Source organism: Arthrobacter sp. TJ-266, from assembly GCF_058269115.1.
This window is the reverse complement of sequence record NZ_JBZCNC010000001.1, coordinates 58,731-80,786: the sequence shown is the minus strand read 5'-3', so window position 1 is coordinate 80,786 and position 22,056 is coordinate 58,731. Positions and strand designations below refer to the sequence as shown.

Sequence of the window (22,056 nt, the reverse complement as noted above, 5' to 3'; positions counted from 1 at the left end):
TACTGTTCCGCTGATCGCCCGCGATCGGCGGCACAGGATCGCTCCGCCGTATCGATTCCGCCGCGTCAGCTAGGCCCGGCGCGGTCCGTCAAGGAGGAAGGTGAAGGCTGTGGGCATCGTCCTTCGAACACCGGGCATCGACGAGCTCGGTCAGATCGGCCGTGTGGTGGGGTCATGGCACCACGACGGCGGGGCGCTGCAGCTACATCCCGGCGATCTCGGCTGGTACTCCCTGAGGGGGCCGGTCGCCACCGCCGCCGCCATGCGCGTGTGGTCCCAGGACGGATCGCTCCTGGCTGTCGCTCTCCTCGACGGTGCCGACCTGCTGCGATTCGCCGTCGACCCGACGCGGTGCCGTGATGACGCTCTCGCCGCTCGCGTCGCCGCCGACGTGGATGACCCTTCGGCCGGCGTCCTCCAAGCAGGAGCGGCAACCATCGAGGCACGTGGTGCAGCCGCTCTGACGAATCACCTCGCACGGAACGGTTGGTCCGACGACGAACCGTGGACACCGCTTCATCACGATTTCTCACCAGAGCCCGACGCCTCGGCCCTTCGGACCGAGATCCTCGAACCAGCGCAGACCGCTGAGTGGGTGGCTGTCCACTGGTCCGCCTTCCGAAGCACACCGATCTCCGACGAGGACCGACAACGCTTCGTGCAGGGGTGGCGTCTGGCGACGATGAGCCCCTTCGTCCGCGGCGCGCGCATCCTGGCCCTCCGGTGCAGTGAAGGGCCAGCCGTGGCGGTCGCGGCGGTGTGGTCCGCCGACGAGGGACGTCCCGGGCTCATCGAACCGCTGGCGGTGCACCAGGACCACCGTGGTCGCGGGTACGGCACGGCGATCACCCGAGCAGCAGTGGACACACTTCGTCGGATGGGCTCTTCGAGCGCCGTCGTCTGCGCGGAAGCCTCCAACACCGCTGCTGTCGCAACCTACCTGGCGGCGGGTTTCGTGGCGCACGCAGACGTCACCGACTGGAGGCGTCCCGGCTGACGCCTTCGCGTTGCCCCGTCCGTGGGGCGAGGAAAGACCACTCACGAGGTGGTGGCAAGCCGTTTCGTGAACATCAAGGTCGCGCTGTCGTCCAGCACCACACTCTCGCCTGCCCGCACTGCGCGGTTCGCGTACATCAGGCCTTGACCATCCGGGACGTACCCGCGGCCTACATATAGTCGGTGAGCCGCACCGTAATCGGCATACAGTCCCACCCCCAATCCGATCACAGGTGAGCGTTGCCCTGCGACGTGCTCGAGGTGATCGAGCAGACACGTTGCGATTCCCGCTCTGCGTTGGTGCGGGAGCACGTTGAGGTCGGAGACCTCGGGAATGCCCTGATCGGCTTCTCGAGGTTGCTCGCGGCGCAGGCCTGTCGCAGGATGACCGGATCCTCCGCCCGGAACGGACGGACCACGACGTCGCTCCCATACCGCGGTGCAGAGCTCTGGTTCATCTCGAGCGCTCGCATCGATCGCAGGATTGCCCGTTGCTTGCCGCTGTCATCACCCGATCGTCACCTGTGCGGCGATGAACCGCGTGAGCGCGACGATGTGCAGGTACCCGTAGAAGACGGACGGGCCGATGCTGAGAGTCACGAAAGCCAGGTTCGACGGCCAGACCCACCAGCTCGTGGAGCGACGGTCGAGGAAGAAGCTGAGGCAGGCGAAGAGCGTCAGCCAGGGCAGCGCCATGATGGTTGCGCCGACGAGGAACTCGAGGATAGGGCCGCCCGCCGGGCGATGGCCGAGCAGTGAGAGGTTGAAGCAGGCCAACGGCAGCCATGACCCTACGGCGATGATCTGGAGCACACGTCGAAGAACGCCGCTGTCCGGTCGGGCGGACAGGTCGGACCTTCTCATGGTCCTGACCTCGAGCTGTGTCATGGTGTCCCCCGTCGTCGTGCCTCGCACCCTACGCCGTCGTCGTCCTGGGAACTACGGTCCGTCGACCCGCTAGGCTCCGAGCGGCGTCAGCAGGCCCACATGCGAAAAGCGCGGTTCCTCGATGAGGAACCGCGCTCTTCACGCATCCGATGGTGGAGCTTGGGGGAATCGAACCCCCGACCTTTTCATTGCGAACGAAACGCTCTACCAACTGAGCTAAAGCCCCGAACACCACTTCTGAACACCAACACTGTACCCAGAAGGACGTCCGACACCCAAAGCCGCGGGGTGCGGGGATCGGTCCGCGGACTGTCAGGCACCGGGCGTAGTCTTCGACCCATGCCCAGCAACTCCCCCGCGCGGACCCCCGCACCCCAGGTCCCGGACGTCCGGCCATGGCCCGCCCTGTGGTCGCTCGTCATCGGCTTCTTCATGATCCTCGTCGACTCCACCATCGTCTCGGTGGCGACGCCGGCCATCATGGCGGGGCTCGACGCCGGGATCGACAGCGTCATCTGGGTCACCAGCGCGTACCTCCTGGCCTACGCCGTGCCGCTGCTCGTGACCGGCCGGCTCGGGGACCGTTTCGGCCCCAAGCGGATCTACCTCGTGGGGCTCGTGGTGTTCACCCTCGCCAGCGCGTGGTGCGGTTTGTCCGGAACCGTCGAGGCGCTCATCATCGCCCGCGTGCTGCAGGGGTTCGGGGCGGCCCTCATGACGCCCCAGACGATGTCCGTCATCACGCGCATCTTCCCGCCAGAGCGCCGCGGCGCAGCCATGGGACTGTGGGGATCGGTCGCGGGCATCGCGACGCTCGTCGGGCCGATCGTCGGCGGGCTGATCGTGGACTCCGCCGGCTGGGAGTGGATCTTCTTCATCAACGTACCCATCGGCGTGATCGGCTTCATCCTCGCCTCGCGTCTCGTCCCCACCCTGCCGACGACGTCGCACCGCTTCGACATGATCGGCGTCTTCCTCAGTGCGGCGGGCCTGTTCTGTCTCGTCTTCGGCATCCAGGAGGGCGAGAGTTACGACTGGGGCACCATCGCCGGGCCCATCTCCGTCTGGCTGCTGATCATCACGGGCATCGTGCTGCTCGTCGCGTTCGTGCTGTGGCAGCGGGTCAACCGGGGCGAGCCGCTCGTGCCGTTGAGCCTGTTCAGGGACCGCAACTTCTCCCTCGGTAACACGGCGATCACCTCCATGGGCTTCGCCATCACCACCATGACGCTGCCCCTCATGCTGTGGGCGCAGACGGTCCGCGGCCTCTCCCCCACGCAGGCCGCACTCCTCCTCACGCCGATGGCCATCATCTCCGGTGTGCTGGCACCGTTCGTCGGGAAGTACGTGCAGCGCAGCAATCCCAAGTACATGGCGATCGCCGCGTTCGCCGGACTGTCGATCGCGCTGTTCTGGATGGGCTCGATCCTGACAGCTGACGTGCCCATCTGGATGGTGCTGCTGCCCGTCGCGCTCATCGGGCTGGCGAGCGCCGGCATCTGGGCGCCCGTCTCCCTCACCGCCACGCGGAACCTCGCGCCGTCCCTCGCAGGTGCGGGTTCCGGCGTGTACAACACCACCCGGCAGATGGGCGCCGTGCTGGGGAGCGCCGCCATCGGAGCGATGATGCAATCCAGGCTCCTGGCGAACATCGGTGGCGACGGCGTCAGCGCCACCCCCGGCGCCGCACTGCCGGAGGAGGCGAAGGCGGGGTACGCCCTGGCGATGGGGCAGTCGCTCTACCTACCCGCCGTCGTCATCGTCATCGGTTTCCTCGCGGCTCTGTTCTTCGCGAAGCCCCAGCAGACCACCGCATGGGCGAGCGATGCCGGAGCGGCGGTGCCCAACGCCGGAACGCCGGCGTCCTCGAACGACACACCCGAACCGACCCAGGACACACCCGCCGGGCCCTCCGGAGCGTCCTCGGAGAGGTCACGCTCCGGAGAGCGGGAGACGGCGCCTCACCCCCGGTGAGCCACCGTCGGCGACACCGACATCGTCGAAGACATCCCCGTTGACATCGCCGGTGACACTGCGTCCGTTGCCTCGGGCACCGGTAGCATGGCCCCATGGCTGACGAGACGCAGGACACATTCAAGGATCAGGCAGGCGCTGACGCCAAGGAGGTGTCCGACGACTTCGCGGTGAAGGAGCACGTCTCGCCGTCGGGCCTGAAGTACACCACCACGACAGGCCGCCTCGTGCTGCGCCGGGAGGAGACGAAGGACGGCAAGGCCGATGGCTTCAAGCCCAAGGCCGAGATCTTCATCGTCGCGTACACGAAGCAGGACGCCGAGCCGGGCCGTCCCGTGACCTTCGCGTTCAACGGCGGTCCCGGGTCCGCGTCCGTCTGGCTGCACCTCGGTTTGCTCGGCCCGCGGCTCGTGAACTCGGGCGACGTCGGTGCGATGACCCCCGCGCCGTTCGGCCTCGTCGACAGCCCCGACTCCCTGCTGGAGTCCAGCGACCTCGTGATGATCGACCCCGTCAACACCGGTTTCTCCCGCGTGGTGAAGGGCGAGAAGGCGGACGAGTTCCACGCCTTCGTGGAGGACCGTGATCTCGTGGCGGAAGTCATCCGGCTCTGGACCACACGCAACAACCGCTGGCTCTCGCCCAAGTACCTCGTGGGCGAGTCCTACGGCACGCTCCGGGCGGTCGCCGTCGCCGGCCGCCTCTTCGACGCCTACGGCATGGCCGTCAACGGGCTCGGCCTCATCTCCACCGTGCTCAACATGTCCACGCTGCGCTTCTTCCCCGGCAGCGACCTCCCCTACGCGCTGCATCTGCCCACCTACGCCGCCATCGCGCACTACCACGGGCGCCACGGCGACCGCGCACTGTCGGACGTCGTCCGGGAGGCCGAGGAGTACGCGGCCCGCGACTTCGGGTACGCCCTGACGCAGGGCACCCGCCTCACGGCGGAGGAGCAGGACGACGTCGTCGCGCGCCTGCACGCGATCACCACGCTGGACGAGGCGTTCATCCGCCGTACCAATTTCCGCTGGGCCTACCACGAGTTCGCGGCCGAGATCCTGCGCTCCGAGGGTCTGGCGGTCGGTCGGATCGACGGCCGGTTCTCCGCGAGGCCGGAGAGCCTGCAGGCCTCGGACGCCTTCGACGACCCCAGCATCCGCGCGATCACCGGGCCGTACTCGGCGGCGATGAACCACTACGTCCGCGCCGAACTGGGCTACGAGAACGACCTCCCCTACGAGATCCTGACCGCGCGGGTGCACCCCTGGAGCTACCGCACGTTCGAGGGTGCGCCGGTGGACGTCTCGGGCGTGCTGGAGCGGTTGCTCGTCCACAACCCGAACCTCCGCGTGCACGTCGACTACGGCTATCACGACGGCGCCACACCCCACTTCGCGGCGGAGTACGTGTGGGCGCACATGAACCTCGACGAGCACGCCCGGGCCCGCTTCACGCACCACTATCACGAGGCCGGGCACATGATGTATCTGAATCCGGTAGCACGGGACACCCAGCTCCGCGCGCTGCGGGCGTTCGTCACGCACGAATCATCGGCCGGTTGATCATCAGTACCATGAGGAGCACGGCGCATCCCGTCGTCGACCCCGCCAACCAAGGAGCCCGCCGTGCTGAAGAGAATCCTCATCGCCCTCGTACCCGTCATCGCCACCCGCATCATGAACAAGCGCCGTGACGGCCAGCAGCCCCGGGCCGACAAGCAGCGCTACAACGGCAACTGACGTCCGCGCACGGCATGGACGGTCCGGCCATGGCTCGGCGTGACGAGGACGGCTTCGCCGACATCCGCTCGTACGCGGCCATCGGTGACGGCCGGACCGTGGCCCTCGTGGCGCTCGACGGCTCGATCGACTGGTATCCGACGCCGGACCTCGACTCCACGCCGGCGTTCGCGCGGCTGCTCGATGCCGACGAAGGCTTCATGGCTCTGGCGCCGACCACGGACTTCAGCGTGGAACGGCGCTACGTGGAGGGCACGAACGTCCTCGAGTCCGTCTACACCACGGCCACCGGCACCGCGCGGGTCACGGACTCGCTGAACACCGGTGTTGCCGGGCGGCTGCCGTGGGGCGAGTTGGCCCGCCGCGTCGATGGACTGACCGGCGCCGTGGACATGGCGTGGTCCATCACGCCCGGCACCTGCTTCGGCTCCGCCTCCCCATGGCTCGACGGCGACGCCGACCACCCGGTCCTCAGGATCGACGCCGTGGGGCTCAGTATCCGCGGTATCGACCACGGACCCAAGGTGGCGGAGGGAAGACAGGTGGAGGGGGCCTTCACCACGTCAGAGGGCTCGCGGCACCTGGTCGCCGTCGTCTCGACGCATGCGGAACCCCTCCCCCAGCCCGATCCGGCGACGATCGACGCCGGGGTGGACCGCACCATCCGCAACTGGCAGGCGTGGTCCGACGAGCTCGCGTACGACGGCGACTACAGGCCGGAGGTTCTCCGCAGCGCCCTCGCGCTCAAGCTCCTCCTGCACAGCCCTTCCGGCTCCATCGCCGCAGCAGCCACGACCTCCCTCCCGGAGAGCGCGGCCGGTGGCAAGAACTGGGACTACCGCTACGCCTGGGCGCGGGACACCGCGTACACGCTTCACTCGCTGACCCGCGCGGGTCTCCGGGAGGAGGTGCATGCCGCCGTCTCCTGGATGCTCAAGAACCTCCGTTCGCAGGGCTCCGACCTGCAGGTGTTCACCCGGCTCAACGGCGAGACCCCCGATGGCACGAGCCGCCCCGACCTCACGGGCTGGAGGAAGATCGGCCCCGTGGTGGACGGTAACCCGGCCGCCGGGCAGCTGCAGCTCGGTGTCTTCGGCGACGTGTTCGACATCGTGTGGCAGTACGTCCAGGCCGGGCACCTGCTGGACCCGGCCACCATGCGCCAGCTCGCCGATCTCGCCGACCTCACGTGCGACATCTGGCGCCGACGCGACGCCGGCATGTGGGAACTGCCCGAGGAACGCCACTACGTCACCTCGAAGCTCGGCTGCTGGAACGCGCTGCGGTGCGCCGTGATGCTCGCCGAGCACGGACAACTGCAGGGCCCGGTGGAGCGGTGGGCCGCCGAGCGCGACAGCATCGAGGCCTGGGTGCACGAGCACGGCTGGTCGGAGGAACGCCAGAGCTACATCTGGTACCCGGGCTCCACGGAACTGGACGCCTCGATCCTGCTGCACGCCATGAGTGGCTTCGACACTGGCCCGCGCATGTCCTCGACCCTCGACGCGCTGCGAGACGAACTCGGCGCAGGGCCTCTGCTCTACCGCTACAGCGGCATGCAGCACGAGGAGGCCACGTTCGTGGCCTGCGCCTACTGGATGGTGTCGGCACTCGTCGCCGTCGGCCGCCGCGACGAGGCCGTGGACCTCATGGACCAGCTGCTGCCGCTCGCCAACGACGTCGGCATCATGTCGGAGATGATCGAACCGTCGGACAACTCGTTCATGGGCAACATCCCCCAGGGGCTGAGCCACCTCGCACTGATCGTCGCCGCCCTGTCGATCTCCGGGCGCTCCTGACCGGACGCCCGCCCGGCAGGCCACCTGTCAACGGGGTCAGGCGGTCGCGAAGTAGACGTACACGCCGATGACCCACGTGGTCCCGGCCAGGCACGCGAGGCCCAGTTCGGCAAGGATGCCGAGCCCGGTGGCCTTCAGCGCGTGCAGGCTCGAGGTGAGGGCGGCCCGGCCGTCACGCTGGCGCGAGTACTCGCTCGCGAACAGCCCGAGGGCGAACCCGACGAAGAGGCCCACCACGGGGATCACGAACATGCCGAGGATCCCGGCCAGCACGCCGACGGTGACGGACCGGCCGGGGATCTGACGTTGCTTGAGGGTGCGGCCGGTCAGGACGATCCCCGCGGCCAGTCCGGCTCCGGCGAGGACGGTCCCGATCGCGAAGACCACCCACCCCTCGGTGCTCGCGACCGTCAGTGCCCAGGCCAGCAGCGAGACGATGATCAGGATGCTGCCCGGCAGCACCGGGATCACCACGCCCGCGATACCCACGGCGATCAACGCTCCGCACACCACCGTCATGAACACCTGGAGATCCATGGCTCCAGTCTCGCACCCGGAGGCACCGCCGCCCTGCATGCCCACTGCGCCGTCGTCCCGCGAGAGCGCGGTGCGGCTTATGGACCGGGGCGGGGTCCCGCGTGGAATACTGGGGCGGATAGTAAGCCACCTTAGCGAGCCTGCGGGCCCCGAGATCAGGAGGACCCATGAGCACACCGGTATCAGGCGCCGCCGACGGCGCTCGCCGCGACGACTCCACGGACGGCACCCGCCGCGAGGACGCCCAGAACCCCACCGAGGTCATCGACACCGGACGGTCGGGGGCGGGGGCGAGCAGCGCCGGGCGCGCGGACTCCGGTCCGGGCACCGGGAGCGGTCCACGGGACGACGACGGCGGCAGCACCTACGTGCCCGGCGCATACTCGGCGGACGAGGACACGAGCGGCGACTACGTACCGGGCATGTACTCGGGTGGCTCGGACGCCAGCGACTCCTCCAGGACCGACGCCCCGACCTCCGCCGGCGCCGGCCCAGATTCAACCCCGACCCGGCGGCAGGACCCCACGCCGGTCTCGGCGACCCGACAGCACGAGCCCGCCACGCAGGCCCACACCCAGGCCCACACCAAGGCGGTGCCGGTGAGCGCCACGAAACACGCGGACGACGACGACCGCGACCGCACGCGGGAACACCGCCTGCCGCGCGGTGCGGCCACGGGATCCGCCGACGTCGACACCCGACCCCGCTCCGGCGTGCCGACCCTCGATGACCGGAAGCTGCTGCACCAGCGCGAGAAGGAACACTTCGGCGGCATGAAGTTCGGCGCCGGGTTCTTCGGCTGGCTCACGGCCACCGGCCTCTTCGTCCTACTCTCGGCACTGGTCGGGGGCATCGCGGCGCTCCTCGGTATCGGCGGCGACCTCTCGGCGACGAATCTCCAGAGCGGCTCGGCCGCTGCGCAGTCCACGGGTGTGACCGCCGCCGTCGTGCTGGGGGTCATCCTCCTCGTGGCCTACTTCGCGGGCGGATACGTGGCGGGCCGCATGGCCCGGTTCAGCGGCCTCAAGCAGGGTGTCGCCGTCTGGCTCTGGGCCGTGATCGTGGCCGTCGTGCTGGGGATCATCGGCCTGATCGTCGGCAACCAGAGCGCCGTGACGGATCGCTTCCAGGGTGTCGGCGTGCCGTCCGCGCAGGATCTCGCGGGCCCCGGACTGATCAGCCTGCTCGTCGTCGCCGCCATCGCGCTCCTGGGTGCGATCCTCGGCGGGCTCGCAGGCATGCGGTACCACCGGCGGATCGACCGCACCGACTTCGACGCCCTCGAGGACGCCGGGTAAATGTGCAGGACCACCCGGGTCCTACACAGTGATGCCCCGGACTCCGAGAGGAATCCGGGGCATTTCCGTGTGCGGCAAGCGCGGGGTGGATCAGGGCGAGGGCATGCCGCCGTTGACGTTGAGGGTCTCACCGAGCACGTAGCTGGATTCCGGCGAGGCCAGGAACACGTAGGCGGGCGCGAGCTCGGTGGGCTGACCGGCGCGGCCCAGTGGGGTGTCCTTGCCGAACTCCGGCAGGGCCTCGGCGGGCTGACCGCCGGAGGGCTGCAGCGGCGTCCAGATGGGTCCGGGCGCCACGGCGTTGACGCGGATGCCCTTCGGAGCGAGCTGCTGCGCCAGTCCCTTGGTGAAGTTGTTGATCGCGGCCTTCGTGCTGGCGTAGTCCACGAGCGTGGCAGAGGGCTGGTAGGCCTGGATCGACGTCGTGTTGATGATCGCCGAGCCGGGCTGGAGGTGCTTGAGCGCCTCCTTGGTCACCCGGAAGAACGAGTAGATGTTCGTCTTGTAGGTGTGGTCCAGCTGCTCGTCCGTGATGTCCTCGAGGGCTTCCACGGCGACCTGCTTGCCCGCGTTGTTCACGAGGATGTCGAGCCCGCCGAGCCCGTCCACCGCCTGCTGCACCAGCGAGACGCAGTACTCGGGGTCCTTGAGGTCACCCGGGATGCAGACCGCCGTGCGGCCCTCGGCCTCGATGAGCCCCTTGACCACCTGGGCGTCCTCTTCCTCCTCGGGGAGGTAGGAGAGGGCGACATCGGCACCCTCCCGCGCGTAGGCGATGGCGACGGCGGCACCGATGCCCGAATCGGATCCAGTGATCAGCGCCTTCCGGCCGACGAGCCTGCCCGTGCCGCGGTACGAGATCTCCCCGCGGTCCGCCTTCGGCTGCATGTCCGATTCCAGGCCCGGCTCGGGCACGTGCTCCGCCGGCGGCTCGATGCTCTCGAAACGGGTGACCGGGTTCTGGAAGGTGTACTGGTCGGTTGATCCTGCTGTGCTCTCGGAGGTCATGTCACTTCTCCCTGTGCGGTGTGCGTGTCCCGCGCCACGAGGGCGCTCCATGGGCTGTCGACTGGGCCGTGAAGCTAAGCCTGCTTATTACCCTAGGTGTGGAGCGGGTCGGGGACAACCGGAGACCTCGGCAGGACGGCGGTGGCGCTGAACCGGGTAGCGCGTTACGGGCGTTCCCGGCTCACCCAGCGTCCATCACCGGGAGCGAGCGAACGCAGCGTCAGAAGATGACCGAGAACAGGCCCGCACCCACACTGAGCACCAGGGCGATGATGACGAGCCAGACGACGGGGGTTTGGAGCTTGCGCATGCGGTCCATAGTGGAGCCAGTCTAGCCGCGGACGCACCGGCGGGCCGCTCCGGCATCCGGCCGCTGAAGGGCGACGGCCCGAGCGGCCGCCGCCCTCTTACTCATCGCCGCGCTGCCAGTTCGGCCGCGACCGGGGCGTCGGGCGCGTCGACCTTCGCCCCGCGAACAGGGCCCGTCCTGGCATGGGTGCCGAAGATGACGAAGCCCACGAAGGTCAGCCCGCCCACGAGGTTGCCGAGCACGGTCGGAAGCTCGTTCCACAGCAGATAGTCCCCGATGGTGAAGTCGCCGCCGAGCATGAGCCCGATCGGGAACAGGAACATGTTCACGATGGAGTGCTCGAATCCCATGTAGAAGAAGAGCATGATGGGCATCCACATGGCGATGACCTTGCCGGGCAGGCTGTCCGACATCATGGCTCCCACCACACCCGTGGACACCATCCAGTTGCAGAGGACACCTCGCACGAAGAGGGTCAGCATGCCGGCCGCACCGTACTCGGCGTAACCGACCGTACGGCCCTCACCGATGGTGCCGATCGCCTGGCCCACCTCACTCGGCGGGGTCGAGAACCCGTAGGTGAAGACGATGGCCATGAGCACCGCCGTCGTCAGCGCCCCGGCGAAGTTCCCCAGGAACACCAGCCCCCAGTTCCGGAGCATCGCCCCCAGCGTGACGCCGGGCCGCTTGTCGAGCCAGGCGAGCGGTACCAGCGTGAAGACACCTGTGAGGAGGTCGAAGCCGAGCAGGTACAGCATGCAGAACCCGACGGGGAAGAGGACCGCCCCCAAGAGGGGCTGACCGGTCTGCACGCTGATCGTGACGGCGAAGGCCGCCGCCAGAGCCAGGATGGCTCCGGCCATGAAGCTCCGGATCAGGGTGTCGCGGGTGGACATCAGGGCTTTGGCCTGCCCTGCGTCGATCATGCGGACGGCGAAGTCTTTCGGGGCTACGTAGGACATGGGGGTGCTCCGTCTCGGGCTCGGTCTACCACTGGTACTTCAGGAACTTGCCGTCGATGATGACGCGCACGCGGTCACCGTCGGGATCTGCGCGCCGCTCGAGCTCGACGTTGCAGTTGATCGCACTCATGATGCCGTCGCCGAACTCCTCGTGGATGGCCTCCTTGAGAGCCGGGCCGTACACCGCGAGGAGCTCGTAGAAGCGGTAGATGGTGGGATCGGCCTTCAGCGAGTCGCTTTCCAGGCGGTAGGGCTGGCGCTGGAGGGCCAGCACGGTGTCGTCGTCGAGCCCCAGGAGCGTGCCCACCTCCGCCGCGGGCCCGGCGGGCACAGGGTGGGAGCCGAGCAGCGCGGCGATGGTCCACAGGAGCGGGCGGTCGATGTGTTCGGCGACTGCCGCCCAGGTCGTGCCGGTGCGTTGCACCGCTCCGCGCACCGCGTGCGTCGCGGCGTCACGGGGGTCGTTCCACGTCATGATTCCTCCAGATGGGACGGGAGGCCGGGTGCCTCCTGACGGGATCCAGCCCACCAGCGGCGCGGGGCACACGACTAGGCCTTCCGCGCAGAGCACCCTGCAGAACACGCAGGCGGCCGGCAAATTAATGCTCGTGAAACACGCCGGCAACGCGGCGGGAAACACAACGCGGATACCGTGGACCCCACGACGGGAGGACCCATGACCGCGTTGACTCGTCCTGGTGGGATCCATGGCCCGAACGGCTCGTCCGTGGATGCCGCGCTGCTGGCGGAGATCATCTCCGCCGCCTCCGTCCCCCTCTGGGCCATCGGCCCCCAGGGGCGGGTGGTGCTGGCCAATACCGCAGCCATCTCCTTCCTCGGGTACCGCAGCGGCGTGGACGTGGTCGGCGGCCCGAGTCACGACCTGCTGCACAGGATCCGCCCGGACGGCTCGCACTACTCCTCCCACGACTGCCCGATCGTCCGCTCGCACGGTTCGACCGGCGTACCGACCGCCGCCTCCGAGTGGTTCCTCACCCGTCATGGGGATCTGCGACCCGTCTCCTGGTCCGCCCGGCCGATCGGGCGCTCCGGGATGACCCTGCTGCAGTTCCGCCCGGCGCCGCCCGCCGTCGGACGCGCGGGCGTCGTCACGCCGGTGCGTCGCCCGATCACGTCCTCCAACTCCGCGCACAGCCGCACCACCGTTCGGGAGAACGTCTCCACGATCATGCGGGCACGCTTCCGCGACCCCATGTTCTCCCTCGCGGAGTTGTCCGCCGAGACCCACCTGTCGATCCGCTCTTTGCAAGCCCTCTTCCAGGGCGTGGGCCGCCCGCCCGGAGCCGAGATCCGGCGGCTCCGCCTGGAGCATGCCTACTCCCTGCTGCAGGCCGGACACGGCGTCCGTTCCGCCTGCCACGAGAGCGGCCACCTGGACCCCGACTCCTTCAGCCGGGCGTTCCGACGCCATTTCGGGGTGCCTCCGAGCCGCGTCCAGCCGACGACGACGCCCGCGCACAGTGACGAGGAGGACCGGTGTCCGCTGCCATCCGCAGGAGCGTGACAGCGGTCCTTCAGCCGCCAGCCTCCCCTGGGTAAACTGGCCGCATGACCCGGGACGAGGCGGATCCTGCGCGTGCCGACCGCGCCGCGACGACCGGCGAGGCTCCCCGTGCGCGTGAGGCAGCGCCGTCGTCATCATCATCCGACGCGCCCGCCGGCGTCGATCTGTCCGTGCGCAGCGCGGAGGAGCGCCGCCGGACGTTCATGGGCATCCTCGTCAACACGGGCGTCGCGAACATCACCACCAGCTACCTGTGGTTCGCCCTGACCTTCTGGGCCTACCTGCAGACCCGCAGCGTGATCGCCACCGGCGTGATCGGTGGCGCTTACATGCTGCTGATCGCGCTCTCGAGCATCAGCTTCGGCACCTTCGTGGACCGCTACCGGAAGCTCTCGGTGATGCGCTTCGCGGGGGCGTTCACGCTGCTCATGTTCGTGCTGGCCGGCGCGCTCTTCCTCGTGATCCCGACGGACGCCATGCTGGACCTCCGCCAGCCCTGGTTCTGGCTCTTCACGGTGATCATCCTGTTCGGTGCGGTGGTCGAGAACATGCGCAACATCGCGCTCTCCACGACCGTCACCATCCTCATCGAGCCCGATCGTCGGGCGAACGCCAACGGGCTGGTCGGCATGGTGCAGGGCATCATGTTCATCATCACGTCGGTGCTCTCGGGGCTGTCCGTGGGCTTCCTGGGAATGGGCGGCACCATCGTCGTCGCCCTCGTCCTCACCGCCCTGGCGCTCGCCCACCTGCTCACGCTGCGCATGCCCGAAGAGGTGCACGCTGCGGCGTCGGACGCCCAGGGCGGTTTCGACCTCCGCGGCTCCTACCTCGCCGTCCTCGCCGTGCCGGGCCTGTTCGCCCTGGTCCTGTTCTCCACGTTCAACAATTTCGTGGGCGGCGTCTACATGGCGCTCATGGATCCCTACGGCCTGGAGATGTTCTCCGTGGAGATGTGGGGCGCGGTCTTCGCGTTCGGCGCCACCGGGTTCCTCGTGGGTGGCGCCCTGATCGGTAAGTTCGGGCTCGGCAGGAACCCGCTGCGCACCATGCTCCTCGCGGTGGTAGCCATGGGACTCATCGGGGCGCTGTTCACGGTGCGCGAGTGGGCGTGGCTGTACGTGCTCGGGATCTGGCTCTACCTCGTGCTCGTACCGTTCATCGAGGCCGCCGAGCAGACGGTCATCCAGCGCGTGGTGCCGCTGAACCGGCAGGGGCGGGTGTTCGGGTTCGCCATGGCGTTCGAGTCCGCCGCCGCCCCGCTCACGGCGTTCGTCGTCGCGCCCCTCGCGGAGTTCCTGATCATCCCGTACGCGCGCTCCGCGGAGGGCGCCGAGCGGCTGGCCCCGCTCCTGGGCGAGGGCACGTCGCGCGGGATCGCCCTCGTGTTCCTCGTTGCGGGCATCGTGATCATCGTCGCAGCGGTGCTCGCCTTCCTGACCCCCGTGTACAAGCGGATCTCGGCGTCCTACCTCGACGCGGCGGCAGCGGAGGAAGCACCCACCGAGGACGTCGACGGCGCGGTGCGGGTGGAGCAGGGCTCCACGCCCGACGGCGGCAGATAGGCGCCGGCGCACCTTCCGGGAGCTGGTGTCCGACACAACATCCACCCGGCTTGACCCTGTTCCTTGCACATGGTTTCAACTGGTCCCGTACCAGAAATAGAGCCGCTCCGCAGCTGACACCGACTCGCATCGAATGCGACGATCTGCAGCCCCGGGCGGCCCCGGAACCGAGGAGAACACAGTGGACAATCCGTATGAGGGAGTGCGCGAGTTCGTGCAGCAACTCCCCGAGATCGTGCAACCGATGGGCGTCGCCCTCGCCGGCACCATTCCGTACATCGAGGGCGAGGGAGCAGCAGGCATCGGCATCCTCCTCGGGATCAACCCGATCGTCGCGGCTCTCGCGGCGATGATCGGCAACTTCCTGAGCGTCCTCGCCGTCGTCACCATCAGCTCCCGCGTGCGGGAGAAGGTGGTCGCCGGGCGCGCGGATCGCGCTTCCGCGGACGGTGCCGTTCCCGCAACCACCCCGCGCCGGGCGAAGGGGCAGCGACGCCTGCAGGGCTGGCTCTCCCGCTTCGGCGTGCCGGGAGCGAGCCTGCTCGCCCCGCTGGCCCTGCCCACGCAGCTCACCGCGATGTTCTTCGCGGCGTCGGGCGTCCCGAAGCAGCGCGTGCTCGTGTGGCAGGCTGTTGCGATCGTGCTGTGGACCGTCGGCGTCGCCCTCCTGGCCACCGGAGCCGTGCGCCTGCTCGGGTGGTAGAACACCTCACAGGAGGAGGATGGCCGGGAGCGACGACGAGGAGGGGACGGAAGATGGGCTGGAGCACGCGCGAGCTCGCCGACCTGGCGGGCACCACGGTGAACACGGTGCGCCACTACCACCGGATCGGGCTTCTCGAGCTGCCGGACCGGTCCTCGAACGGCTACAAGCAGTACGAGGTGCGGCATCTGGTGCGCCTGCTCAAGATCCGACGCCTGCGGGACCTCGATGTGCCGCTCGACCGGATCAACGAGGTCACGGACGACGACGATTCCTCGACGGAGACGCTCAAGCTCATCGATGCCGAGCTCGCGGCGAGCATCGAGAGACTGCAACGGGCCAGGGTCGAGATCCGCGCGATCCTGGAGGGCTCCTCCGTCGCGGGAGTTCCCGCGGGGTTCGAGGACGTGGCCTCGCACCTCTCCGAGCCGGACCGCTCGCTGATGCTCATCTACGAGCAGCTGTACGACGACGCCGCCATGAAGGATCTGCGTGAACTCCTGACGGCCGATCCCGATGCGGCGAGCAAGGAGTTCGACGCCCTGTCCCCGGACGCCGAGGAGTCGGTGAGAGGCGACCTCGCGGTTCGTCTCGCCATCACGTTGGCCCGCACCATCGCCGACTACCCGTGGCTCCTCGACCCCGGGGAGCACCTGTCGAAGAGCCTTGCCGTGACGGAGCGGACGTTCCTCGAATCGGTCACCGCCCTGTACAACCCGGCGCAGCTGGACGTCCTCGCCCGTGCCGGCGAGATCGCGAAGAAGCTTCGGACACCCGACGAACCCTGAGGGTCGAGCGGCCAGGTCTCCGACGACGTCACCTCGCGGCGAGGTACCGGATCTTCACCAGCTCCGAACCGGGCAGGACGCTCGCGTCGATCAGACGTAGGCCCGCCCTGGAGCCGGAGTACAGCTTGCTCCCCTCTCCGAGGAGGGCAGCGCCGACCAGCACGATGAGTTCGTCGACGAGCCCGAGCTCGAGCAGAGGACTCCAGGTCGTCGCACTGCCGAACATCACCAGATCACCGGTGCCCTCCTGCTTCAGGCGTGTGAGTTCCGCCGGAGCTGCGGACCTCGGGATGATGCGCGTGGTTCGTGCCCACGGTGCGTCCGGATCCTCCGTCATGGAATCGCTGACGACCACCTTCGGCAGCGTCAGGACGAGGCGCGCGATGTCGTGCTCGCGCTCGTTCGCGGACGCATCCACTGCGACCGCGGACCAGAAGTCCCAGTTCTCCGTGAACCACGTACTGCCGTAGACGCAGGTGCCGGCGGTCCGCAGCAGTGCGAGGTTGTGGGTGTTGAAGGCGTCCTCGAAGGGCATCACACCAAGATCGCCATCGGGGCCCTGGAAGTAGCCATCCAGTGATGCGAGGACCGAAACCACGAGTCTGGTCATGCGGTGAGCGTACAACTCCCTCACCGCACCGTCAGAGCTCCGCCTTCCGTTCCCCGGTACGCTCACGGCATCGAATGTCAGTCCTGGGATGGGGGAAGCACCGTTGGGTATTGATGGAGTAGGAATCCTGATCGTCGTGGCCATCTGGGGTGTTCCCCTGTTCCTCGGCTCACTGCTGCTGTACTGGATCATCCGGCTCGGGGTGAAGCACGGCATGCGCTCCTCCTCCGCCGAGGCCGCCCATCGCGCGGTCCCCGCGGACGGCGTCGTGGGTGCGGAAGCAACCGGTCCGGATCCGGGATGACACGCGCAATCGAATCGTGGTCGTCGGCGATGACGGTGCATCAGGTCGTGCAACCCCGAGCCAGGGCGCAACGGTCACGCTCCCGGTCGGTAGAACCAGCACCGAAATTTCTCATGCGCACCGTCACCAGAATCATCTCCCTGCTGCTCGTCGCTCTCATGTTCACCTCCTGCCGTTCGAACGAGAGCGAGGAGGAGACGACCAGCCGATATGTGGACAACATCTCCTCCGCGATTCAGTACGACGCCTGGGAGGCACTGGTCCCCACCATCGAGGACGGCTCACTGGCGAACCTCCGCTGGGAGGTCATCAGTGCTGATAGCACCATGGCGGTGGACCTCACCCACCTAGGGTTCCGGTTCGACTCGAGCAGCGAAGGAATCCTCAAGTACAACTGGGAGGAAGAAGGGTTGAGGGAGCAGTATGACGGACCGAAGTGAGCAGCGATGAGTGAGGCGCTGGAGATTCTGATTGCAATGCTCGGCGTCGTGCTGTTCTGCACACTGCTCTGGTTGATCGGGCGGTATGAGTTCTCTGTGAGGCGGCCACGTCGGGACACTCCCAAGGTGAACGCCGTGGTGAGGCGCATCGAGCAGCACGGTGTGGACATTCGACCCGGCGAGAAGCTGAAGCCCTACGGAGAGGAGTGGAGCTTCCTCACATACGTAGCGGACCATCCGAAGGGGTATGACGTGGACCCGCAGCGTCTGCAGCAAGCCCTGGCGCAGTACGATCCCTGGGTGGAGGAGATCAAGAGGGACATCGGGAAGAGGTCATGGTGGATGAGCATCTGAGCCCTGCTCACCCCGACCGGACTGCCCCCACCACGAAGGATGCACAGGTAGGACTCGTGAGCCCGGTCGACACGAACCAGGACAGCAGCGCTTCCCGTCACGGCGGGGGCGCGGTCCGGCGGTCTCGCCTGCGTAGGCGGCTGATGAATTCCTTCTTCTTTCTGCTCCTGTGGACGCTGTTCTTCACAGCACTCGGCGGCTTCACCGAACCACCAGCGATCGGGGTCGTCATCATCGCGGCCATCATGGCCACTCTCGTGTTGATCCTGACCACATACATCGGCCGCAGGCCGAAGCTCGGGGACGTCGACGTCACTGGTCTCTGAGGCACCTCCCTGCCGCGGGCAGCCGTCGGCCTCAGGCGGACGCGGCGATTCGTGCGCGGGCGAGGCGCTTGAGCCCGTCGGCGGGCCGCACGAGCTCCGGCCAGCGCGGCTGCAGGTCGTCGCCGAGGGTGACCTTCCGGAGCCGCCGACCGAACATCGGCACCACCCATTCGTTCAGCCATGCGCTCTCCCGACGGAGGCCGGCAACCAGGCCGGCGTACCCCTGCCGTTCGGGCAGCTGCGGGACGAGGGAGTGGTCCACGCCGAGGATCCTCAGCACGTGGGCCGCGAGGTTGCGGTGCCCGGCGGGCGACATGTGGAGGCGGTCGGCGTCCCACAGCCCGGGGTCGGAGTACTCGTCGAAGCACCAGTAGTCCACCAGCACGGCGTCGTACTCGCGGGCGATCCGCCGCACGTGGTCGTTGTACAGCCAGTTGCGGCGCTTCATGGGCTCGAAGACAGGGCTGAGCGGGATGTCGAAGCCGGTGAAGAGCAGGGGCCGGGCACCTGATCGGGCGATGCGCTCCACCATGGACTCGTACTCCCGCATGAGCGCGGGCATGTCGGCGCGGAGCTCGAGGATGTCGTTCCCGCCCGCATACAGACTGACCAGTGTGGGTTTCAGGGCCAGTGCGCGGTCCACCTGTTCGTCCCGCACGTGGTGCAGCCGCTTGCTGCGGATCGCGAGATTGGCGTACTCCCACTCCGGGTCCTGACGTGCCAGCTGCTTCGCCACGCGATCGGCCCAGCCACGCACCCCGTTGGGGAACTTCGGGTTCCAGTCGCCGACACCCTCCGTGAACGAATCCCCGATTGCCACCCAACGCCCAGCCATCCGATCAACGCTAGCCCAGGGCCGCCAACAGCGGGCGACGACGGGGCGAACGTCGGGTGAATCGCGGCCGCGTGATCACCCGGGGGCCCGCATACGGCGTCGCCACCGACGCCGCCGGCGTCGGCTTCAGCGCAGGGGCGCGACCGGCCCTGTGCGTCGCACAGCTGACACCTCGCGTTGGGGAGGCGTTTGCGCTCCGGTTACGGGCCTCCTCTACCGTGGCGGCGGTAGTGACCGTTGGGTCACGTCACGCAGAGAGGCAGACATGACGAACGCAGATCAGTCCACGATCAGCAGGCGGACCGCGTTGGCCGCCGCCGCGACCCTGGGCGCCGTGGGGATGTCACTGGCAACCGGCCCCGGAGCCACCGCGGCCCCTGGACCGAAGGCTCCCAAGCCCACCCTCGCATTCCGCCCCGATGGACGGTTCAAGGTGGTCCAGTTCAACGACACCCAGGACGACGAGCAGACCGACCGCCGCACCATCGAGCTGATGGACAGGACGTTGGACGCCGAGCGCCCCGACTTCGTGGTGATCAACGGCGATGTCATCACCGGCGGCTGCGACACCGAGCTGCAGGTCAAGCAGGCGCTGAACCACGTGGTGCAGCCCATGGAGAGCCGTCAGATTCCGTGGGCAGTCACCTTCGGCAACCACGACGAGGACTCGGCGGGGCCGACGGGCATGACCGAGGCGAGGATGCTCCAGTTCCTGCAGACGTACACGTACAACGTCAATGCGAACTCCACCGACGGAGTGACCGGTACGTCGAACTCCCTGCTGCTGGTGCAGTCCTCGACGTCCAAGGACCCCGCCTTCGGTCTGTGGCTCCTCGATACCGGCCGGTACGCCCCGGACAGCATCAACGGCCAGAACTTCGAGGGCTATCCGGACTGGGACTGGGTGAGGATGGACCAGGTCGCCTGGTACCGCAACGTCTCCATCGCGACGGAGAAGAAGTACGGGCGGAAGATCCCGTCCCTCATGTGGGGTCACATCCCACTCCATGAACACCGCATCATGTGGTTCGCCAGCCTCGACTCCCGCACCGAGGCCGACCACCAGCGCGCCCTGAAGAAGCACGGCATCGTGGGTGAACGGAACGAGGACGAGTGCCCCGGCCCGTTCAACTCAGGTCTGTTCAGCGCCTTCCTGGAACGCGGGGACGTCCGCGGCTACTTCGTGGGCCATGATCACGTGAACACCTACGTGGGCAACTACTACGGCGTGGAACTCGGGTACGGGCCGGGATCCGGGTTCGGCGCCTACGGCCTTCCGGGCGCGGACCGCAACCGCCTGCGGGGCGCCCGGGTCTTCGAGCTCGATGAGAACCACCCCGGCGTCTACAAGCAGACCCGGCTGGTGTTCGCCAAGGACCTCAAGATCGACCTCACGGCCAACGACCAGCCGATCGTCCCCCGACCGCTGAACGCGGCGCAGGGCTGACACCTCCGGATAAGCCCCTCGAAAGAGCCGCCGACCCATCTCCTCCGTCTGTCCGCCCGGGACGGAGGAGATGCGGCGTGGGGCTGATGGGCAGTCACCTGCGCCGCCGTCAGCCCGTGATGGCAGTCTTCTCCAGGTGCGCCGCGAGGACGTCGCGGACGCCGGTCCAGGTCTGCTGTCCGTAGCGCTCGTTGTCCACGTGCCGCAACTCGGCCTCACCACTGAACATGCTGACGAAGTACTGCATGCCCTGCCACGCGGGGAACGTCGCCTCCTCGTCCCTCGACACACGCCGCCCGATGCGCGCCATGCCGGACAGGATCCCCGTGGTACCCGCCCACTGCGTGGTGAACGGGGTACCCGTCAGATCGCTCATGATGCGCGCGACGTCCCGGGCCGTGACGCGGTCGCCTGCGACCTCGACGACGCGGGGTGCGTCGTCGTCCAGTGCCACGTGCGCGACGGTACGGGCGACGTCGTCCTTCGTGGTGAAGTCCAGGACCTGGTCCGGTGAGGACCAGTAGAGCACCCTGTGCCGCGCGAAGAGGATCATCGGGGCCTGTCCGGTGAGCATGTCGGTGAAGGCGCCGTTCAGGACGGACGTTGCGCGGATGGGCGCGGCATCGAGGTCCGCCGCGAAGTCGCGGCGCAGCTCGAAGTTGCGGTTGCTGCCCGGGGTGACGCGCCGGTAGTCGGCGGAGTAGTCGGAGGGGATGAAGCGGGGCACCCCGGCCTCGACGGCCGCGGCGAGGAGCGCCCGCTGGGCGTCGAGGACAACCGTCCGCGCGCCGCTGACAGCGGAGACGACGACGTCGGTGCCGGTGAGTGCGGCGACGAGGCCGGCGTGATCTGTGTACGCGGCTTCTCGGATCTCCACGCGGTCCCGGTCCCCGTACTGGGCCTGCGCGGTCCCGCTCCCGGGACGGGTCAGGACGCGGACGAGCGCTTCGGGGTCGGCGGCCTGGAGTTCACGGACGATCCGGCGGCCGAGGTCGCCGGTGGCGCCTGCGACGAGGAGGGTGGTCATGACGGGGTGCTCTTCTCTGTGGGGGTGATGCCGCGGCCGGTACGACGACGCCGGGTCGAGGAGGGTTGCTCCGCCACCGGCTGCTCGGCGCCTGCGGGCGGCCCGATGCAGGATTCCGCGTCGCCGGCGACGAGCGCGACCCGCGCCATGAGCCGCCGAAGCTGCGCCTGCTCGTCCGCGGAGAGGTCACGCATGAGCACGCCCTCCACCTCGCGGAGGGCTGCGCGGGCGGAATCGAGGAGTGCGCGGCCAGGGGCGGTCGGGAGGACCTGACGAATCCGGCGATCCTGCGGATCCGGCCGGCGTTCCACGAGGCCTGCGCCTTCAAGGGCGTCGACGACGTAGGTCATCGCCGTCTTATCGATGCCGAGGCGCTGGGACAGGACCAGCTGCGACGTCGGCTCCTCGGTGGTGACGGCCACGAGCACCTGGTAACCGCGAGGGCCGCCGGGTACATCAGCCACCGCTCCCGTCGCCATCCGCGAGAAACCCTGCGACATCGCCTGGAGGGACCATCCGAGTTCGGTCCGGATGCCGCCGGCCTCCCAATCGATGCCGGAGGGATCCATGGAGTCCGGCGCAGGCGAGGAGGGCATGACGCAATGGTAGCGCGTCAAG

The 22,056-nt window shown here is 68.4% G+C and carries 23 protein-coding genes and 1 tRNA gene; 14 read left to right on the top strand and 10 right to left on the bottom strand.

Features of this window, described 5'->3' with window-relative positions; genetic code table 11:
• Positions 1-100: 100 nt before the first annotated feature.
• Positions 101-997: a GNAT family N-acetyltransferase gene (locus tag AC4D12_RS00430; protein WP_490947816.1), complete on the top strand. Its 897-nt coding sequence runs from the start codon at positions 101-103 to the stop codon at positions 995-997.
• 506 nt (positions 998-1,503) lie between these two features.
• Here the strand turns inward: AC4D12_RS00430 and AC4D12_RS00425 are convergent.
• Both AC4D12_RS00425 and AC4D12_RS00420 read right to left on the bottom strand, forming a co-directional pair.
• Positions 1,504-1,884 (bottom strand): hypothetical protein, encoded by a 381-nt coding sequence (locus AC4D12_RS00425; protein ID WP_490947815.1) that lies wholly within the window; start codon positions 1,882-1,884, stop codon positions 1,504-1,506.
• A gap of 150 nt (positions 1,885-2,034) precedes the next feature.
• Positions 2,035-2,110: transfer RNA gene (locus tag AC4D12_RS00420), tRNA-Ala, on the bottom strand.
• A gap of 113 nt (positions 2,111-2,223) precedes the next feature.
• Here AC4D12_RS00420 and AC4D12_RS00415 point away from each other — a divergent pair.
• The 3 genes from AC4D12_RS00415 to AC4D12_RS00405 all read left to right on the top strand — a co-directional run bounded on the left by AC4D12_RS00415 (position 2,224) and on the right by AC4D12_RS00405 (position 7,399).
• Complete coding sequence (locus AC4D12_RS00415) at positions 2,224-3,858, top strand: DHA2 family efflux MFS transporter permease subunit (RefSeq protein WP_490947814.1); 1,635 nt, start codon at positions 2,224-2,226, stop codon at positions 3,856-3,858.
• A gap of 95 nt (positions 3,859-3,953) precedes the next feature.
• Positions 3,954-5,423, top strand: a complete 1,470-nt coding sequence (locus AC4D12_RS00410) for a S10 family peptidase (RefSeq protein ID WP_490947813.1) — start codon at positions 3,954-3,956, stop codon at positions 5,421-5,423.
• A gap of 206 nt (positions 5,424-5,629) precedes the next feature.
• Positions 5,630-7,399 carry a glycoside hydrolase family 15 protein gene (locus AC4D12_RS00405; protein WP_490947812.1) on the top strand — a complete coding sequence of 590 codons (1,770 nt, stop codon included), beginning with the start codon at positions 5,630-5,632 and terminating at the stop codon, positions 7,397-7,399.
• Between the two features lie 36 nt (positions 7,400-7,435).
• Here AC4D12_RS00405 and AC4D12_RS00400 read toward each other — a convergent pair whose 3' ends face one another.
• On the bottom strand, positions 7,436-7,936 hold the full coding sequence (locus AC4D12_RS00400; protein ID WP_490947811.1) for a DUF456 domain-containing protein: 501 nt from the start codon (positions 7,934-7,936) through the stop codon (positions 7,436-7,438).
• Positions 7,937-8,103: 167 nt separating this feature from the next.
• Between AC4D12_RS00400 and AC4D12_RS00395 the strand changes: the two genes are divergently transcribed.
• Positions 8,104-9,234, top strand: coding sequence for a YrzE family protein (locus AC4D12_RS00395; protein WP_490947810.1), 1,131 nt, complete (start codon positions 8,104-8,106; stop codon positions 9,232-9,234).
• A gap of 90 nt (positions 9,235-9,324) precedes the next feature.
• On the opposite strand, the gene AC4D12_RS00390 is transcribed toward AC4D12_RS00395, so the two are convergent.
• From AC4D12_RS00390 to cynS, 3 genes are all read right to left on the bottom strand, one after another.
• Positions 9,325-10,242, bottom strand: coding sequence for an SDR family oxidoreductase (locus AC4D12_RS00390; protein WP_490947809.1), 918 nt, complete (start codon positions 10,240-10,242; stop codon positions 9,325-9,327).
• Positions 10,243-10,653: 411 nt separating this feature from the next.
• Entirely contained in the window at positions 10,654-11,514 is an 861-nt protein-coding gene (locus AC4D12_RS00385; RefSeq protein ID WP_490947808.1) for a formate/nitrite transporter family protein, read from the bottom strand.
• Positions 11,515-11,539: 25 nt separating this feature from the next.
• Positions 11,540-11,989, bottom strand: a complete 450-nt coding sequence (gene cynS, locus AC4D12_RS00380) for a cyanase (RefSeq protein ID WP_490947807.1) — start codon at positions 11,987-11,989, stop codon at positions 11,540-11,542.
• 201 nt (positions 11,990-12,190) lie between these two features.
• On the opposite strand from cynS, the gene AC4D12_RS00375 reads away from it, so the two are divergent.
• The 4 genes from AC4D12_RS00375 (at position 12,191) to AC4D12_RS00360 (ending at position 16,095) form a co-directional block, all read left to right on the top strand.
• Positions 12,191-13,039 carry a helix-turn-helix domain-containing protein gene (locus AC4D12_RS00375; protein WP_490947806.1) on the top strand — a complete coding sequence of 283 codons (849 nt, stop codon included), beginning with the start codon at positions 12,191-12,193 and terminating at the stop codon, positions 13,037-13,039.
• Between the two features lie 44 nt (positions 13,040-13,083).
• The gene (locus AC4D12_RS00370; RefSeq protein ID WP_490947805.1) at positions 13,084-14,604 is read left to right on the top strand and encodes an MFS transporter; all 1,521 of its coding nucleotides are present in this window, start codon (positions 13,084-13,086) and stop codon (positions 14,602-14,604) included.
• 181 nt (positions 14,605-14,785) lie between these two features.
• Positions 14,786-15,307, top strand: coding sequence for a small multidrug efflux protein (locus tag AC4D12_RS00365; protein WP_490947804.1), 522 nt, complete (start codon positions 14,786-14,788; stop codon positions 15,305-15,307).
• Positions 15,308-15,360: 53 nt separating this feature from the next.
• Positions 15,361-16,095 (top strand): MerR family transcriptional regulator, encoded by a 735-nt coding sequence (locus AC4D12_RS00360; RefSeq protein WP_490947803.1) that lies wholly within the window; start codon positions 15,361-15,363, stop codon positions 16,093-16,095.
• Between the two features lie 28 nt (positions 16,096-16,123).
• Here AC4D12_RS00360 and AC4D12_RS00355 read toward each other — a convergent pair whose 3' ends face one another.
• Positions 16,124-16,705: a dihydrofolate reductase family protein gene (locus AC4D12_RS00355; protein WP_490947802.1), complete on the bottom strand. Its 582-nt coding sequence runs from the start codon at positions 16,703-16,705 to the stop codon at positions 16,124-16,126.
• A 136-nt stretch (positions 16,706-16,841) separates the two neighbouring features.
• Between AC4D12_RS00355 and AC4D12_RS00350 the strand changes: the two genes are divergently transcribed.
• From AC4D12_RS00350 to AC4D12_RS00335, 4 genes are all read left to right on the top strand, one after another.
• Positions 16,842-17,009 carry a hypothetical protein gene (locus AC4D12_RS00350; RefSeq protein ID WP_490947801.1) on the top strand — a complete coding sequence of 56 codons (168 nt, stop codon included), beginning with the start codon at positions 16,842-16,844 and terminating at the stop codon, positions 17,007-17,009.
• A 113-nt stretch (positions 17,010-17,122) separates the two neighbouring features.
• On the top strand, positions 17,123-17,449 hold the full coding sequence (locus tag AC4D12_RS00345; protein WP_490947800.1) for a hypothetical protein: 327 nt from the start codon (positions 17,123-17,125) through the stop codon (positions 17,447-17,449).
• A gap of 6 nt (positions 17,450-17,455) precedes the next feature.
• Positions 17,456-17,803, top strand: a complete 348-nt coding sequence (locus tag AC4D12_RS00340) for a hypothetical protein (RefSeq protein ID WP_490947799.1) — start codon at positions 17,456-17,458, stop codon at positions 17,801-17,803.
• 143 nt (positions 17,804-17,946) lie between these two features.
• Positions 17,947-18,129 carry a hypothetical protein gene (locus AC4D12_RS00335; RefSeq protein ID WP_490947798.1) on the top strand — a complete coding sequence of 61 codons (183 nt, stop codon included), beginning with the start codon at positions 17,947-17,949 and terminating at the stop codon, positions 18,127-18,129.
• A 31-nt stretch (positions 18,130-18,160) separates the two neighbouring features.
• On the opposite strand, the gene AC4D12_RS00330 is transcribed toward AC4D12_RS00335, so the two are convergent.
• Complete coding sequence (locus AC4D12_RS00330) at positions 18,161-18,964, bottom strand: SGNH/GDSL hydrolase family protein (protein WP_490947797.1); 804 nt, start codon at positions 18,962-18,964, stop codon at positions 18,161-18,163.
• Between the two features lie 265 nt (positions 18,965-19,229).
• Between AC4D12_RS00330 and AC4D12_RS00325 the strand changes: the two genes are divergently transcribed.
• Positions 19,230-20,411 (top strand): metallophosphoesterase family protein, encoded by a 1,182-nt coding sequence (locus AC4D12_RS00325; protein WP_490947796.1) that lies wholly within the window; start codon positions 19,230-19,232, stop codon positions 20,409-20,411.
• A 109-nt stretch (positions 20,412-20,520) separates the two neighbouring features.
• On the opposite strand, the gene AC4D12_RS00320 is transcribed toward AC4D12_RS00325, so the two are convergent.
• Positions 20,521-21,438: an NmrA family NAD(P)-binding protein gene (locus AC4D12_RS00320; RefSeq protein WP_490947795.1), complete on the bottom strand. Its 918-nt coding sequence runs from the start codon at positions 21,436-21,438 to the stop codon at positions 20,521-20,523.
• The gene (locus AC4D12_RS00315; RefSeq protein WP_490947794.1) at positions 21,435-22,034 is read right to left on the bottom strand and encodes a MarR family winged helix-turn-helix transcriptional regulator; all 600 of its coding nucleotides are present in this window, start codon (positions 22,032-22,034) and stop codon (positions 21,435-21,437) included. Before AC4D12_RS00315 ends, AC4D12_RS00320 begins: the two co-directional genes overlap by 4 nt.
• Between the last annotated feature and the right edge of the window lie 22 nt (positions 22,035-22,056).